14 protein-coding genes and 1 pseudogene are annotated in these 15,735 nt (G+C 72.2%); 10 read left to right on the forward strand and 5 right to left on the reverse strand.

The annotated features are described in order from the left end of the window. On the reverse strand, positions 1-593 hold a 593-nt coding region (locus ABZ749_RS11670), incomplete at its 3' end, for a DUF4192 domain-containing protein (RefSeq protein ID WP_357226311.1). A 173-nt stretch (positions 594-766) separates the two neighbouring features. On the opposite strand from ABZ749_RS11670, the gene ABZ749_RS11675 reads away from it, so the two are divergent. From ABZ749_RS11675 to ABZ749_RS11695, 5 genes are all read left to right on the forward strand, one after another. Then, positions 767-1,681, forward strand: a complete 915-nt coding sequence (locus tag ABZ749_RS11675; RefSeq protein WP_357226314.1) for a fructosamine kinase family protein — start codon at positions 767-769, stop codon at positions 1,679-1,681. Further along, positions 1,678-2,691 carry a GTP 3',8-cyclase MoaA gene (gene moaA, locus ABZ749_RS11680; protein WP_357226318.1) on the forward strand — a complete coding sequence of 338 codons (1,014 nt, stop codon included), beginning with the start codon at positions 1,678-1,680 and terminating at the stop codon, positions 2,689-2,691. Before ABZ749_RS11675 ends, moaA begins: the two co-directional genes overlap by 4 nt. Before the next feature lie 3 nt (positions 2,692-2,694). Then, positions 2,695-2,949, forward strand: a complete 255-nt coding sequence (locus ABZ749_RS11685; RefSeq protein WP_357226321.1) for a MoaD/ThiS family protein — start codon at positions 2,695-2,697, stop codon at positions 2,947-2,949. A 14-nt stretch (positions 2,950-2,963) separates the two neighbouring features. Further along, positions 2,964-4,208, forward strand: a complete 1,245-nt coding sequence (locus tag ABZ749_RS11690) for a metallophosphoesterase (RefSeq protein ID WP_357226326.1) — start codon at positions 2,964-2,966, stop codon at positions 4,206-4,208. A gap of 61 nt (positions 4,209-4,269) precedes the next feature. Beyond that, complete coding sequence (locus tag ABZ749_RS11695; protein ID WP_357226331.1) at positions 4,270-7,449, forward strand: UvrD-helicase domain-containing protein; 3,180 nt, start codon at positions 4,270-4,272, stop codon at positions 7,447-7,449. 204 nt (positions 7,450-7,653) lie between these two features. On the opposite strand, the gene ABZ749_RS11700 is transcribed toward ABZ749_RS11695, so the two are convergent. Together ABZ749_RS11700 and ABZ749_RS11705 are read right to left on the reverse strand one after the other, a co-directional pair. Further along, positions 7,654-8,307 carry a prepilin peptidase gene (locus ABZ749_RS11700; protein WP_357226334.1) on the reverse strand — a complete coding sequence of 218 codons (654 nt, stop codon included), beginning with the start codon at positions 8,305-8,307 and terminating at the stop codon, positions 7,654-7,656. Positions 8,308-8,317: 10 nt separating this feature from the next. After that, positions 8,318-9,346, reverse strand: coding sequence for an EamA family transporter (locus ABZ749_RS11705; RefSeq protein WP_357226339.1), 1,029 nt, complete (start codon positions 9,344-9,346; stop codon positions 8,318-8,320). Positions 9,347-9,778: 432 nt separating this feature from the next. Here ABZ749_RS11705 and ABZ749_RS11710 point away from each other — a divergent pair. The 3 genes and pseudogenes from ABZ749_RS11710 to ABZ749_RS11720 all read left to right on the forward strand — a co-directional run. Next, positions 9,779-10,249: pseudogene (locus ABZ749_RS11710) on the forward strand (hypothetical protein); the annotation flags it as partial. Between the two features lie 539 nt (positions 10,250-10,788). Next, complete coding sequence (locus tag ABZ749_RS11715; protein ID WP_357226350.1) at positions 10,789-11,193, forward strand: hypothetical protein; 405 nt, start codon at positions 10,789-10,791, stop codon at positions 11,191-11,193. Between the two features lie 136 nt (positions 11,194-11,329). Then, on the forward strand, positions 11,330-12,571 hold the full coding sequence (locus ABZ749_RS11720; RefSeq protein ID WP_355583794.1) for an ATP-binding protein: 1,242 nt from the start codon (positions 11,330-11,332) through the stop codon (positions 12,569-12,571). A 7-nt stretch (positions 12,572-12,578) separates the two neighbouring features. Here the strand turns inward: ABZ749_RS11720 and ABZ749_RS11725 are convergent, their stop codons facing one another. Further along, positions 12,579-13,127 (reverse strand): N-acetyltransferase, encoded by a 549-nt coding sequence (locus tag ABZ749_RS11725; protein ID WP_357226344.1) that lies wholly within the window; start codon positions 13,125-13,127, stop codon positions 12,579-12,581. A 133-nt stretch (positions 13,128-13,260) separates the two neighbouring features. Here ABZ749_RS11725 and ABZ749_RS11730 point away from each other — a divergent pair, with 133 nt between their 5' ends. Further along, positions 13,261-13,806, forward strand: coding sequence for a DoxX family protein (locus ABZ749_RS11730; RefSeq protein ID WP_357201811.1), 546 nt, complete (start codon positions 13,261-13,263; stop codon positions 13,804-13,806). Between the two features lie 215 nt (positions 13,807-14,021). Beyond that, entirely contained in the window at positions 14,022-15,488 is a 1,467-nt protein-coding gene (locus tag ABZ749_RS11735) for a glycosyltransferase 87 family protein (protein ID WP_357201814.1), read from the forward strand. 3 nt (positions 15,489-15,491) lie between these two features. Here ABZ749_RS11735 and ABZ749_RS11740 read toward each other — a convergent pair. Continuing rightward, on the reverse strand, positions 15,492-15,735 hold a 244-nt coding region (locus ABZ749_RS11740), incomplete at its 5' end, for a molybdenum cofactor biosynthesis protein MoaE (protein WP_357226347.1).

The raw sequence follows: 15,735 nt of genomic DNA on the forward strand, positions 1-15,735 counted from the left end.
AGCAGGTCGCTCTCGGGTGCCTGCTCGACCAGCTCGGCCAGTCTCAGCTCGGCGCGGGCGGTGGCCGCGCGGGCCGCCTCCCGGGCCGGCCCGTCCACCGGTGCCACCTGCGCCACCAGGGCGGCCCGGTCGGGGAGCGCGACCTGACCGGCGAAGACCGCCGAGGCGGTCACCCGGTTGGCGGTCGGGTCGTAGCGGCGACCCTCGGGCGGGCAGCACTCGGGCTCGGTGCAGAGATAGGACCACCAGCGGCCGTCGGTCACCCGCAGCGCGTCGAGCACGTGCAGCCCGAAATCGTTCAACGCGTCGCGCAGCGCGTCCACTGCCGGGGTGACCTGCTCCGGTTGCCCGTAACCCACGACCGTGGCGGCCTCCGCGCCCTGCCGGCGGAGCACACCAGCCAGGTGCCCGGCCAGTCCGCCCAGCTCGGTCGGGTCGGGCAGGTCCGCGCGGGCGGCGAAGACGATCTGTCGGCCGACCAGCGCCACGGCGACGACGCTGTCGGTGGGGTGGAAGCCGAGCAGGTACGGCACAGCGGCGATCAGGTCGGCGGGTGAGCGGACGGCGAGCTGAGGGCGTTCGGTCGAGGTCATGTCGGAAGCCTGCGGCGGGCGTGCCGGGCCCTGCCACCCCTGTGGACGACACGCGGCTTATCCACAGTTACTCAGCGTGTTCTCCCTGCTCACGCGCCACCTACGGGTGCGGAAAGAGCGCCGATGTCGTCGGGCGACACCTGGCTGTCGTAAGGAGCGGTTACCGTGCGCTGATGGACCTGGCGTACCTGCGCGCGCATCCGGCACACCTCCCGACCTTCCGGACCCATCAGCGGCTCCGGGAGACGCCGGTCTCCGGTGGAAACATCTGCGCAGCCGCCCGGCTCACCCTCGACGACGGCCACTCCGTCTTCGCCAAGTCCTGGCCGGAGGGCGCCGACCGACCGGCGCCGGAGGGCTTCTTCGCCGCCGAGGCCGCCGGCCTGCGCTGGCTGCGGGAGGCGGGCGCTGTCGGCGTACCCGAGGTGATCGTGGTGTTGCCGGAGCTGCTGGCGCTCGACTGGGTGGAGCCCGGCGAACCGACGCCGGAGGCAGCGGAGCGCTTCGGCCGGGAGCTGGCCGGGCTGCACCGGGCGGGCGCAACCGCCTTCGGTGCCACCTGGCCCGGCTTCATCGGCTCGCTCCCACAGGACAACACCCTCACCGGCGGGCGCTGGTCGACCTGGTTCGCCGAGCGACGCCTCGCCCCCTACCTGCGACGCTCGGTCGACGCTGGCGCGCTGACCAGCGCCGATGCCGCTCTGGTCGAGCAGGTGATCGGTCGTCTCGACGGGCTCGGCGGCGACGAGCCGCCCGCGCGCATCCACGGCGACCTGTGGCCGGGCAACGTGCTGTGGGGGCTCGACGACCGGGCCTGGCTCATCGACCCGGCGGCACACGGTGGGCACCGGGAGACGGATCTCGCCCAGCTCGCCCTCTTCGGCGGCATTCCCCACCTGGATCGGGTGGTGGCCGCCTACCAGGATAGTTGGCCACTACCGGACGGTTGGCGTGACCGCGTGCCAGTGCATCAGCTGCATCTGCTGCTCGTGCACACAGCACTCTTCGGCGTCAGCTTCCGAGATGTGGTCGTCCAGACCGCCCGTGGCGTCCTGAGCCGGGCCGAGCGCGCTACGGTCGACAGGTGAGCGTCGCCCCGGGGATCGACGGCGTCCTCGTCGACCGGTACGGCCGTGTCGCCCGGGACCTGCGCGTGTCCCTCACCGACAAGTGCAACCTGCGCTGCACCTACTGCATGCCGGCGGAAGGACTCCCCTGGCTGGCCGGCCCCGAGTTGCTGACCGACGAGGAGATCGTCCGGCTGGTCCGGGTTGCTGTCGAACTGCTCGGCGTGACCGAGGTGCGGTTCACCGGCGGTGAGCCGCTGATCCGAGCCGGGCTGGTCGACATCGTGACGGCGGTCGCCGCCCTCGAACCCCGCCCCCGGGTCTCGCTGACCACCAACGGCATCGGCCTGGACCGACTGGCCCCGGCGTTGCGGGCGGCCGGCCTGGACCGGGTGAACGTCTCACTGGACACCCTGGACCCGGACCGGTTCACCAAGCTCACCCGGCGCCCCCGCCTCGACGCGGTGCTGGCCGGGCTCGCCGGGGCGGCGACCGTCGGGCTCAGCCCCGTGAAGATCAATTCAGTGCTGATGCGTGGTGTCAACGAGGACGAGGCGCCGGCGCTGCTCCGCTTCGCCCTCGAGCACGACTACCAGCTGCGGATCATCGAGCAGATGCCGTTGGACGCCCAGCACGGTTGGGCCCGCGACACCATGGTCACCGCCGAGGAGATCCTGGCGTCACTGCGTACCGTCTTCGATCTGAGCCCCGACCCGACCGAGCGCGGCGCGGCACCGGCGGAAACCTGGCTGGTCGACGGAGGCCCCGCCCGGGTCGGCGTGATCGCCAGCGTCACCCGCCCCTTCTGCGGGGACTGCGACCGCACCCGGTTGACCGCCGACGGCCAGGTCCGCGCCTGCCTCTTCGCCACTGAAGAGTCGGATCTGCGCGCCGCGTTGCGCACCGGTGCCGACGACGACGAGTTGGCCCGGCGATGGCGTACCGCGATGTGGGGCAAGCGTGCCGGGCACGGCATCGACGATCCCACCTTCCTCCAGCCCACCCGTCCGATGTCAGCGATCGGGGGCTGAGGCGTGGAGTCGACGACGCTTACCATCCGCTACTTCGCGGGTGCCCGCGCCGCCGCCGGCCGCGCCGAGGAGGCCATCCCCGCCGGGCGGTCACTGGACGACCTCACGGCGGAGCTGACCCAGCGCCACGGCGACCGGCTCGCCGGGGTGCTGCGGGTGGCGAGTTTCCTCGTGAACGGCGTCAGCTGTCATGATCGTCAGACCCCTCTACCGGCCGGGGCCACGATCGATGTCCTGCCCCCGTTCGCGGGCGGCTGAGGGAGGCTTCACACATGATGGCGGTTCTGGGGTTCGTGGCTGTCCTGGCGCTGGTCACCGGCCTCATCCACCTCTACCTGTGGAAGCGGCTCGTTCAGGACACCACCGCGCCGGGCCGCTGGCGACGGGTCGGCGGGATCGCCGCACTGGTGCTGGCACTGCTCGTGCCGGTCACGATGGCCGGCACGCAGGCCGGGCTCTACTGGCTCGCCTGGCCCGGCTACCTGTGGCTCGCGCTGATGTTCTACCTGCTGATCGTCCTGATCGTGCTGGAAGTCCCGATGCTCGTCGCCCGACTGGTGCTGCGCCGCCGGGTGGTCGCCGCGGAGCCCACCACCGCCGCGCCCGAGCCGGTGCTCGTCGGGGCCGCCGGGCCGACCGACCCGCCGGCCGCCGACGCCGTCGCCGCACCGGACCACGACCCGTCCCGTCGGTTGCTGCTCGCCCGTGGGGCCGCCATCTTCGCCGGTCTCACCGCCACAGGCATCGTGGGGTACGGCGTTCGCACGGCACTCGGTCCACCCCAGCTCGACCGGGTACGCATCCCGCTCGCCAAACTCCCCCGCAGCATGGACGGCCTGCGCATCGCCACCGTCTCCGACATCCACCTCGGTCCGCTGCGCGGCCGGGCGCACACCGAGCGGATCGTCGCCGCGATCAACCGGCTCGACGCGGACCTGGTCGCGGTGGTCGGCGACCTGGTCGACGGAACCGTCGCCGAACTCGGCGCGGCCGCCGAGCCCCTGCGTGACCTGCGCTCCCGGTACGGCAACTTCTTCGTCACCGGCAACCACGAGTACTACTCCGGGGTGGAGGAGTGGGTCCAGGAGGTCGACCGGCTCGGCCTACGGGTCCTCCAGAACCAGCGGCAGGAGATCCAGGCTCGGGGTGGTGTGCTCGACCTGGCCGGCGTGAACGACCTCACCGGGGCCGGCACCGGCCTCGCCGCCGGCCCGGACTTCGCCGCCGCCCTCGGCGACCGCGACCCGAGCCGTCCCGTGGTCCTGCTCGCGCACCAGCCGCTGGCGGCGAAGGAGGCCGCCCGGTACGGCGTCGACCTGCAACTGTCCGGGCACACCCACGGTGGGCAGATGGTGCCGTTCAACCTTGCCGTCAGGCTTGAGCAGCCGGTGGTCAGCGGCCTCGGCGAAGTCGACGGCACGAAGGTCTACGTGACCAACGGCGCCGGTTTCTGGGGGCCACCGGTCCGGGTCGGGGCCGAGCCGCAGATCAGTCTGGTCGAGCTGCGCTCGGCATAGCGGAGGTCACGTCCGCGCGTGGCGGCGGGTGGCCGGCGCGGCGGGCGTGACAGGATGCGGCGTGCCCCCGTTCAGCGCCGTACCCCCCGGTGGCCTACCGCCATTCGTCGCGGACCTGCACATCCACTCGAAGTACTCGCGCGCGTGCAGCCGTGACCTCACCCTGCCGAACCTCGCGTGGTGGGCCCGGCGTAAGGGCATCGGCCTGCTCGGCACCGGCGACTTCACCCACCCCGCCTGGTACGACCACCTGCGGGAGACACTGCGCCCGGCCGAACCGGGGCTCTACCGGCTCGACCCGGAGGCGGAACGGGACCTCGCCCGGCGGCTGCCACCCCGACTCGCGCCGAACGCGGAGGCGGACCCGGTCCGGTTCATGCTGAGCGTGGAGATCTCCACCATCTACAAGCGGGACGACCGGACCCGCAAGGTGCACCACCTGATCTACCTGCCGGATCTGGACGCGGTGGCCCGGTTCAACACCGCGCTGGGCCGGATCGGCAACCTCGGCTCCGACGGCCGACCGATCCTCGGACTGGACTCCCGCGACCTGCTGGAGATCACCCTGGAGGCCAGCCCGGACGGCTACCTGGTGCCGGCACACATCTGGACTCCCTGGTTCTCCGCGCTGGGCTCGAAGTCGGGCTTCGACGCGATCGCGGACTGCTACGCCGACCTGGCCGGGCACATTTTCGCCGTGGAGACCGGGCTCTCCTCCGACCCCGCCATGAACTGGCGGGTCGGCAGCCTGGACGGCTACCAACTGGTGTCCAACTCGGACGCGCACTCGCCGCCGGCGCTCGGCCGGGAGGCGACGGTGCTGACCGCCGAACGGGACTACTTCGCCGTTCGGGAGGCGCTGCGTACCGGTGACGGCCTGGCCGGCACGATCGAGTTCTTCCCGGAGGAGGGCAAGTACCACGCGGACGGGCACCGGCTGTGCGGGGTCAACTGGACTCCGGAGCGCACCCGCGCTGCCGACGGACGCTGCCCCGAGTGCGGCAAACCCCTCACCGTGGGTGTCCTCAGTCGGATCGAGGAGTTGGCGGACCGGCCGGACGGGCACCGGCCGGCGCACGCCCGGGACGTCACCCACCTGGTGCCGCTGGCCGAGATCCTCGGCGAGATCAACAAGGTGGGTGCCCGGTCGAAGAAGGTCGAGGGGCGGCTCAACGAGCTGCTGGCCACGCTCGGCCCCGAGCTGGAGATCCTGACCACGACGCCGCTGACCGAGATCGCGCAGGCCGGTGGTGAGCTCCTCGCGGAGGGCATCGGGCGGCTGCGGCGCGGCGACGTCCGCCGGGTGCCCGGTTACGACGGCGAGTACGGCGTGATCACGCTCTTCGAACCGGCCGAGCTGGGCGCGCAGGAGACGCTGTTCGACGTACCGGTGCCGGCGCAGCGACGACCCGCGGAGCCGGCTCCACGGATCCCGGCCAAGCGCCCGGCGGCGGCCAAGGCGGAGCCGAAGCGGAAGCCGGTCCCGGCGCCCGCGCCGCCGATCGCGTCACCGCCGTCTCCCCACGAGCCGTTCGAGCCGATGCTCTCCGGCATGGAGGAGGTCGGCACCGGCCTGCTGGACCGACTGGACGCCATGCAGCGGGTGGCCGCCTCCGCACCCGGCGGTCCGCTGCTCATCGTGGCCGGTCCGGGCACCGGCAAGACCAGGACGCTCACCCACCGCATCGCGTACCTCTGCGCGGAGCTGAACGTCTTCCCCGAGCACTGCCTCGCGATCACGTTCACCCGCCGGGCAGCCGAAGAGCTGCGGCACCGCCTCGACGGGCTGCTCGGCCCGGTCGCCGAGGACGTCACGGTGGGTACGTTCCACGCGTTGGGGCTGACCATCCTGCGGGAGAACGTCGGCGCGGCGGGTCTCCCCGCCGACTTCCGGATCGCCGACGACGCCGAGCGGGCGGCGGCGCGCACCGAGGCCGGCGACGACAGTGCCGCTTACGTGTCGCTGCTGCGCAAGCAGGACCTGGTCGACCTGGACGAACTGGTGACCCTGCCGGTGGAGCTGCTGCGGGCCGACCGGAAGCTTGTCGAACGGTACCGGGACCGCTGGCGGTGGATCTTCGTCGACGAGTACCAGGACGTCGACGAGGTGCAGTACGAGCTGCTGCGGCTGCTCAGCCCCGCCGACGGCAACCTCTGCGCGATCGGCGACCCGGACCAGGCCATCTACTCGTTCCGGGGTGCCGACGTCGGCTACTTCCTGCGCTTCTCCGAGGACTTCACCGACGCCCGACTGGTCCGACTCAACCGCAACTACCGTTCGTCGGCCCCGATCCTGGCCGCCGCCGTGCAGGCCATCGCGCCGTCCTCGCTGGTCCGGGGCCGGCGGCTGGACCCGGCCCGGCTCGACCCGGAAGCTCCGCTGGTCGGGCGGTACCCTGCGGCGTCGGTGAACGAGGAGGCCGACTTCGTCGTGCGTACCGTCGACGATCTGGTCGGCGGGTTGTCGCACCGCTCGCTGGACTCGGGCCGCATCGACGGCCGGTCCACCTCACTGTCGTTCTCCGACATCGCCGTGCTGTACCGCACCGACGCGCAGGCCGCCCCGATCGTGGACGCCCTGACCCGGGCCAACATCCCCGTGCAGAAGCGTTCCCACGACCGGCTGCGGGATCGGCCCGGGGTGGCGGCCATCGCCCGCGAGCTACGACACGCCGACGGCCTGGCCGGCTCACTTGCCGCCCGGGTGCGGCTGGCCGGTCAGGTGGTCGCCGAGCGGTTCGCCGTGCCCACCCTGGACGGCGCCAGCAGTGCGGTCCGCCCCGAGGACGTCCGCTCGGCCGTGGACCTGCTGACCCCGCTGGCCCGACGCTGCGGCGACGACCTGGAGGCCTTCCTGTCGCAGTTGGCCACCGGCGCCGAGGTGGACGCGCTCGACCCGCGGGCCGAGGCGGTCACGCTGCTCACCCTGCACGCCGCGAAGGGCCTGGAGTTCCCGGTTGTCTTCCTGGTCGGTGTCGAGGACGGGTTGTTGCCGTTGCGCTGGCCGGGCTCGACCCCCGACGAGGACGCCGTCGCCGAGGAGCGCCGGCTCTTCTTCGTCGGCCTGACCCGGGCCCAGGACCGGCTGTACGTCAGTCACGCCGGCCGCCGCACCCGGCACGGCACCGAACGCGACTGTTCACCTTCGCCGTTCCTCGGCACCATCGACCCCGGCCTCTTCGAACGCTTCGGGGAAGCCGAACCCCGCCGCCCCAAGGACCGCCAACTCCGCCTGATCTAAGCCCCCTCACGCCCCCAAGCCCCCAAGCCCCCACAACCCCACACCGCCACGCCGCCACGCCCCCACGCCGCCGCCGATCTTGCACTTTCGGTTGCCGATGTGCGTGGAATGCACCTTATGTCGGCGCAGAAACTGCAAGATCGACGAAGTCTGGGGCCGGGCCGGGGCCACGGCCACGGCCTGGGCGGGGCCGGGGCGGGGGTGTTAAGGGAGGAGGGCGGCTAGCCAGGCGCCCGCCAGCAGGGCCGGGCCGAGGGGTAGCAGGGTGGTCCGGTGCACCTTTCGGGTGACGAGCAGGGTGAGCACCAGACCGCCGTGCAGCACGTGCGGCAGGAGCAGCCCGGTCAGCAGGGCGTCCCACCCCAACCAGCCGAGCGGCAGGCCGAGGACGGCGGCGAGTTTCACGTCCCCGAAACCCAGCCGTGAGCCGGGCAGCAGGGCCAGCAGCACGTGCGCCCCGCCCGCGACGACCGCACCTGCCAGCGCGCCGAGCAGCCGGCCGGGAGTGCCGGACAGCAGCGCCGCTGTGGTCAGCCCTCCGAGGGCCAGCAGCCCGGCGACGAGGACCAGCGGGTCGGGCAGCCGCAGGCAGGCCAGGTCGACCCGCGCCAGCACCAGACCGACCGCCGCGACCGCGAGGAAGACCGGCAGCGCCAGGTCGTCACCCACGGCGACGGCAAGGCCGGCGAAGACGCCGGCCGCCACCACCGGGTCGACCCAGGGCCGCCGGACCGGCTGCGGCAGTGAAAACGCCGGTCGCCGGGCGTCCGCGGTGGCGAAGCACCGCGACACCAGGGGTACGACGAGGCCGACCAACGCGCCGAGCAGCGCGATCGACACCAGCGCGGCGGCCGACATGGGCCGGACGTTACTGGCGGTCGTGCAACGGCGTGTCCCCCGATCGTGATGCCGGCGTATCCCCCGATCGTGATCCCGTGCCCGCCCGGCGCGGCCGTTCGGTGGTCACCACCACGGCGACCCCGGCGACGATGACGGCACCGCCGAGCAGCACCTGCGGGGTGATCGGCTCGGCCACCAGCAGCGCGCCGAGCGCCACAGCAACCGCCGGGTTCACGTAGGCGTACGTCGACACCAGCGAGATCGGCGCGTTGTGCAGCAGCCAGACGTACGCGGTGAAAGCCACCAGCGAGCCGGCCACCATGAGGTAGCCCAACGCCAACCAGGACCGGGTGCTCACCGCCGCCGGGTGGAAGTCGGCCAGTTCGCCCCGACCGGCGGCGAGGGCCACCAGCACCAGCGCGCCGGCCATCATCTCGTACACCGTGGCCACGAACGGGTCGGCGGGCATCCGGATCCGTCCGGACAGGAACGACCCGACCGACCAGGAGGTGGCCGCCGCCACCACTGTCAACGCCCCGACCAGTGGCACCGCTGCCGAACTACCGCCCCGCAGCACCAGCAGGACGAGGCCGGCGAAGCCCACTGTGACCCCGGCGAACGTCCAGATCGGCGGCCGGTCCCCGGTGGCCGAGCGCAACAGCACGACCAGCAGCGGCACCGTGGCCACCAGCAACGCGGCGATCCCGGACGGCAGCGCCACTCCCGGCGGCCCTGATTCGGCGAGCACCACCAGGCCGTTGCCGGCGGTGAGCAGGAGCACCCCGACCAAGGCGGCCGAGCCGAGTTGCCGTCGGTCCACCCGCAGCGCGCCGGGGCCTCGACGCAGTCGCAGCACCACCACCAGGACCAGGCCGGCCACGGCGAAGCGGAGCGCGGCCGACAGCAGCGGAGGCATCGTCTCCACTGTGATCCGGATGGCCAGATAGGTCGACCCCCAGAGCACGTAGACCACGATCAACGCGGTCCAGATCAGGGTCGGTGTGCTGTTGGCACGACGGCCGGCGAGGGCCGTGGCGCTCGGTGGAGGTGAGCTCATCAGTGGACCACGCTACGGTGACCCCGGAGCCCGCGTCGCGCTTTGGTGGCCGGCCTCTCACCACTTGTGCAGGAGGGCGGCATGACGAACTACGGACAACCGGGGAGCGGCCACCCGGGGCCGTGGCGTGGGCAGAGACCCGACGAGACGCCCGGTCGACCGCCGCAGCAGCCCTACCCGCCGGCGGCGGAGCCCTACCCGCCGGCGGTCCCGTCGTACCCGCCCACAGCGCAGGGACGACCCGGGGCGTACGGCGGCCCACCCACCCCGCCCTACGGTGCGACGCCCGACGCGCCCTACGGTGCGGCACCCGACGCGCCCTACGGCGGCGGTACGGCCCCGCCCTACGGCCACGAGCCCCGCTCGCCCTACGGCGGCCCGTACCAGCCGACCCCGACGTACGGCGGGCAGCCGTACCGGCCCGACGACCCGTACGGCGAGGAACCGGCACCGAGCCGGCGCGGTCGGGGGCCGCTGATCGCGGTACTGGCCGTCGTACTACTGCTGGTGGTGGCCGCCGCCGGGGCGTTCTGGTTGCGCAGTGGGCCGAGCGACCCGCCGCCGGCAGCCGCGCCGAGCAACTCGGCCGTTGCTGGTGAACCCAGCGCGGACGCGGTCGAGCCCGCGCCGAGCGCGGCCGCGCCGGAATCGTCGGCCGATCCACGGTTCGCGAAGGTCGGCCAGTGCGTCCGCAACGACGGCACCGCTGGTGGCAAGCCGAAGCTGCTGATCAGCGGCTGTACCGCGAAGTCCTACGAGGTGCTGAGCCGGATCGACGGCCCGACCAGCGGCGAGCGGGACGCCGAGGCCAAGTGCGGCAAGGTCGAGGGCTACACCAACTGGTATTTCTTCGACAGTGAGCTGGACACTCTCGACTTCGTCCTCTGCCTCAAGCAACGCTGAGACCACCCACCCCCGGGGATGACATGACGACCTACGGACCTGCGGGTTCCGACCAGCCGGACGATCCGTACCAGCGCCCGCCCAACGGGCCTGACAGCTCACCACCGGTCGATGAGACGGTGCCGCTGCGGAGCACGCCGCCGCCCGCGGATGACCCGACCCGGCAGCAGTGGGGTCCCCCGCCGGATGGCGCGGAGCCACCGACGGCACCCATGTGGGCGCCGCCGCCCACCGATCCGGAGCCGCCGACCGCGCCCATGTGGGCGCCGCCGCCCATCTCGGGCCCGGGTTACCCACCGCCCGGCCCGTACCCGCCAGCGGGTCCGACACCGCCGGCCGGGCCGTACCCACCCGCCGGCTCGACACCGCAGGCCGGGCCGTACCCACCGGCCGGGCCGTACCCACCGGCGGGCCCGATGCCCGGTCAGCCGGCCGGGCCGGCACCGGGGCAGCCACCGGCGCCCTGGGGTCAGCAGCCTCCCGGCGGCTACGGTATGCCGCCCGTCGCGCCGGCGAAGAAGACCGGCCGCAACGTCGCTCTGATCATCACCGTGGTGGTGCTGCTCGTGCTCTGTCCGTGCCTCGGCCTGGCCGGATGGGCAGTCTGGAAGGTGGCCGACGCTGGCAGTGACGCGGCGCGTGCCCCGTCGACGAGTGCCCCGGGCGTTCCACCCGCGCTGCCCAGCGACGCTCCGACGTCGGCCGCCCCGACTCCGGGCCCGGAGTTCGCCAGGGGTGACTGCGTGGTGAACGACGGCAGTGAGAGCGACGCGGAGCTCCGTAAGGTGCCCTGCGGCCCGAACACCTATCAGGTGCTGCTGCGGATTCCGGCGACCACCGACGGTGACCGGTGCGAGATGCTCGCGCCGCAGGCGACCGCGAACTATGTGCACGACAACTCGGTCGACCTGTTCGACTACGTGCTCTGTCTGAAGGAGCGCTGAAGCCTGTTGCCAAAACTAGGGCTGTCTAGCGTGGACGCTAGACAGCCCTAGTTTGTGGTCGACAGTCTCGACACGCCGGTAGCCCCATCTATCCATGTCTAGCCTCGCAGCTAGACGGCCCGATAATCTGCGATGCGTGGATCCGGTCCGCAACCCGTACGCGCCGGGCGCCGGTCAGCGTCCGCCCGAACTTGCCGGGCGGGGGCGAGAGCTGGACGTCTTCGACATCGTGCTCGAGCGCATCGCCCGGGGCCGACCCGAGCGCAGCCTCATGCTCACCGGGCTGCGGGGTGTCGGCAAGACGGTTCTGCTCAACACGCTCCGGTCGCAGGCGATCAACCGGCTCTGGGGCAGCGGCAAGATCGAGGCTCGACCGGACCAGTCGTTGCGCAGACCGGTCGCCGCCGCACTGCACATGGCCGTCCGGGAGCTGGCCCCCCGCCACCGCGCACCGGACCGCATCGACGCGTTCCTCGGCGTCCTCAAGGCGTTCGCCCAGCGGTCCAACCCGACCGGCCGGGCCGGTGCCGCCACCAAGCTGCGCGACCGGTGGCAGCCCGGCATCGACGTGCCGGCCGCCAGCGGTCGGGCCGACTCCGGCGACATCGAGATCGACCTGGTCGAACTGTTCAGTGACGCCGCCGCCGTGGCCAGCGACGTCGGCACCGGCATCGCCATCTTCATCGACGAGATGCAGGATCTCGGCCCGGAGGACGTGTCCGCGCTCTGCGCCGCCTGCCACGAGCTGTCCCAGCTCGGCGCGCCGCTGATCGTCGTCGGCGCCGGCCTTCCGCACCTGCCGGCGGTGCTCAGCGCCGCCAAGTCGTACTCCGAACGGTTGTTCCGTTATCAACGCATCGACCGGCTCGACCGGATCGCCGCCGACCGGGCGCTCTGCGCGCCCGCCGAGCGCGAGGAGGTCGAGTACGAGCAGAAGGCGCTCGACCTGCTCTACGAGAAGTCCGGCGGCTATCCCTACTTCGTCCAGGCGTACGGCAAGGCCACCTGGGACCACGCGCCACGCTCGCCGATCACCGCCGCCGACGTGCGGGTGGCCGCTCCCGAGGCGGAGGCCGAGCTGGCGGTCGGGTTCTTCGGTTCCCGGTTCGAGCGCGCCACTCCCGCCGAGCGCGAGTACATGCGGGCGATGGCCATGATGTCCGCGGTCGAGGGCGAGCCCGGCGAGGTGGTCCGCGACGACATGGACGCCGCGGTGCCCACCGCGGAGATCGCCCGTGCCCTCGGCCGCAAGCCGGCCAGTCTGTCTCCGGCCCGGGATGCGCTGATCAAGAAGGGGCTGATCTACTCCGGTGAGCGGGGCACTGTCGCCTTCACCGTCCCGCACTTCGGCCGGTACCTGCGGACGCAGCCGGCCTGAGGCCCGGTCAGACCTTCGACCAGGGGGCCGGGAAGAGCACCTCACCGCGAGGCGGGGGGCCCTCCTCGCTGGTGGACGGCGGCAGCACCAGCGCCTGCCAGGGCTCACCGAGGCCGGCCCAGGGGCTGGTCAGGCCGAGTTCACTCGCCGGGCCGAACCCGAACCGGCGGTAGAAGACCGGGGCACCGAGGACGACGACGAGCCGCTCGCCCAACTCGGTGGAGGCATCCAGGGCAGCCTGCACCACCGCCGTGCCGTGCCCGACACGCTGTCGGTGCGGCGCGACCGCCACCGGGCCGAGAGCCAGGGCGGGCACGTCCAAGCCTCGCTCCGGCCGCAGCCGCACCCGGGTGAGCAGCGCGTATCCGACCACCTCACCGCCGTACTCGGCGACCATGGCCAACTCCGGCAACCAGGCGGCGGTGTCGCGCAGCTCCTCGACCAGGCTGACCTCCGGCGGCGTCGCCACGTCCGGGCGGGCGAAGGCGGCGGCCAGTACGCGGCGGACCGGGCCGGCGTCGGCCGGGTCCTCGGGGCGTAGCCGCAGCGTGGTCACCCGCGCGACGTTACCCGCCAGCGCCCGTCCATCCGTGACGGTCGCTTGACTCGGCGTGGCGCACGTGTACGAACACCAATCCGATCCTGCGGTTGACGGGGTAGCAAACGTCGCGAGGGGGTATGACTGATCCATGACGCCCGTACGTTCCCTCGCCCGCGCCATGCTGAGCGGCATCTTCGTGGTCAGCGGGTATCGCAATCTACGCGACCCCGGCCGGCTCGCGGTGGCCGCCAAACCGGTGACCGACAAGGTCGCGCCGATGCTGAAGAAGGCACACCCGAGCTTCCCCACCGAGACCGAGACGTTGATCCGGCTCAACGCGGCTGTGCAGGTCGGTGCCGGTCTGATGCTGGCCACCGGCCGGTTCAGCCGACCCGCGGCGCTGGTTCTGGCCGGCACGCTGGTGCCGGTGACAGTCGCCGGGCATCCCTTCTGGAACAACGACGACCCGATCGCCAAGAACAACAACCAGATTCACGCCCTTAAGAACCTCGGGCTCCTCGGCGGTCTGCTCCTCGCCGCCGCGGACACCGGCGGCAAGCCGGGTCTGCGGTGGCGGACGGGCCATCGCATCGGCCACTCTCGACGTTCCATGCAACGTGCCGTCCGGACCGCCCGGCGCGAGGCCCGGATCGCCGTTCGCTCCGCGTCCACCGCACGTCGACTCCCCGGCTGACCTGCGTCGATCCGTCTCCGTCTCACCCCCACCCCTCGCTAAGGCCGCGAATTACCTGAACCACCCGGTAGGCGTTAACGCGGTGGAAATGTCAAAAACATGTGTGGGATCGGACACGGTCGCATAACGCGGGAGGCACTGACGTGAGGCGCCGTTCTAGGCTCCGTGCAGGACCTGGACGGGTAGGACGACCTTGGTACGGGGGTGGCCACGCCATGCCGACGGATGTCGGTAGACGGGCGGACCGCCTCGCCCCAATCCAACGTGTGACACGCGGGATCGACCGCGTGGCTCGCGGGATCGATCGCAGGAACGTCGTACGGGGCGCCATCGTGGCCGCCGTCGCCTATGCCGCATGGCTTGCCATCGGTGCCTTCGGGCGGCCGTACAACTTCTTCGACATGAAGATCTACCACGGTGCCGTGGTGTGGTGGGCGAGCGGTCACGAGCTCTATGAGTTCATCGCGCCCGAAACCACACTCGGGTTCACCTACCCGCCCTTCGCCGGGCTGGTCATGCTGCCGATGGCGCAGCTGCCGATCGGCGCGGCCGGCCTGGTCAACGCCGCCGCCAGCATCGCCGCCCTGGCGCTGGTGCTGGCCGGGCTGCTCCGGCCCATCGTGGACCGACTGGGATGGCCGCTGTGGTTCACTGTGGCCCTGGCGGTGCCGCTCGCGGTCGCCATCGAGCCAGGTCGGGAGACGCTCGGCTACGGCCAGGTCAACATCCTGCTGTTCGCCTTGATCATGGCTGATCTGATCGGCCTTCGCTGGCGGTCGCGCCGGGGCACCCACTACGCCGCCACAGACGGGCCGCTGCTGCGCTTCATCTACGGCGGGGCCTGGGCGGGAGCCGGTATCGGCCTCGCCACGGCGGTCAAGCTCACCCCGGCGCTGTTCATCGCCTACCTGCTGATCACCCGTCAGTGGCGGGTGGCGGCCACCGCCATCGGCACGACGATCGGCGTGACGTTGGGGACCTTCGCGATCGTCGGGGACGAGTCGCGGACCTACTTCGGCAGCGTGCTGTGGCAGACCGAACGCGTCGGCGCGGCGGACATGACGCCCAACCAGTCCCTCGCCGGCCTGCTTGCCCGGCTGTACGACTCGATCGAGACCCCGGGGCTGCTGTGGCTCGCCTTCTCGGTGCTGGTCCTGGCGCTGGGCCTGTCCCGGGCGGCCAGTTCCCGCGCCGACGGTGACGAGTTGACCGCCTTCACGTTGGTGGGTCTCACCGCGAACGTGATCAGCCCGATCTCCTGGACGCACCACCTGGTCTGGGTGATCCCGGCGATCATCGTGCTGGCCGACGCCGCCGTGCGTCGCCGCGAGGCGAGCCGGGGGATGCCGCAGCGCACCGGCCAGGGGCCGGTGTTCGGCGGTCTACCCGGCGTCAACGGCCTCCGCCCGCCGATCTGGTACCCGACGCTGACCGGGCTCCGCCACGGCTTCGCCGCGATCGGGCTCTACCTGCTCTTCCTGATCTCCCCGATCTGGCCGTACGAACACCAACTGCCGGAGATGTCGCACTACCAGGACGGTCTGTTCGGGGCGCTGATGGAAAACTCGCTCGCGCTCGCGCTGATCGTCCTGGTCGCCGCGCTGCCCTGGCGCCCCGGCGCGGAGCCGGCGTTCTACGGCGACCGGCTCGCCCGGGCCGTGGTGGTCAACGGCCGCCGCTGAGCGTCAGGGGCAGTTGACCCATTCCTCGGTGCCGTCGGTGAAGACCTGCCGCTTCCAGATCGGCAGTCGCGCCTTGACCTCGTCGACCAGCCGGGCGCAGGCCGCGAAGGCCGCCGCCCGGTGCGCGGTGCTCACTGCGGCGACGAGCGCGACGTCACCGATCGCCAGGGGGCCGACCCGGTGCGAGACCGCCACCGCGTAGACGTCGGGCTCTGCGGCGATCTCGGCGGCCACCTCGCGCAGCACC

It is taken from the genome of Micromonospora sp. NPDC047753, assembly GCF_040642735.1.
Classification (GTDB): Bacteria; Actinomycetota; Actinomycetes; order Mycobacteriales; family Micromonosporaceae; genus Micromonospora.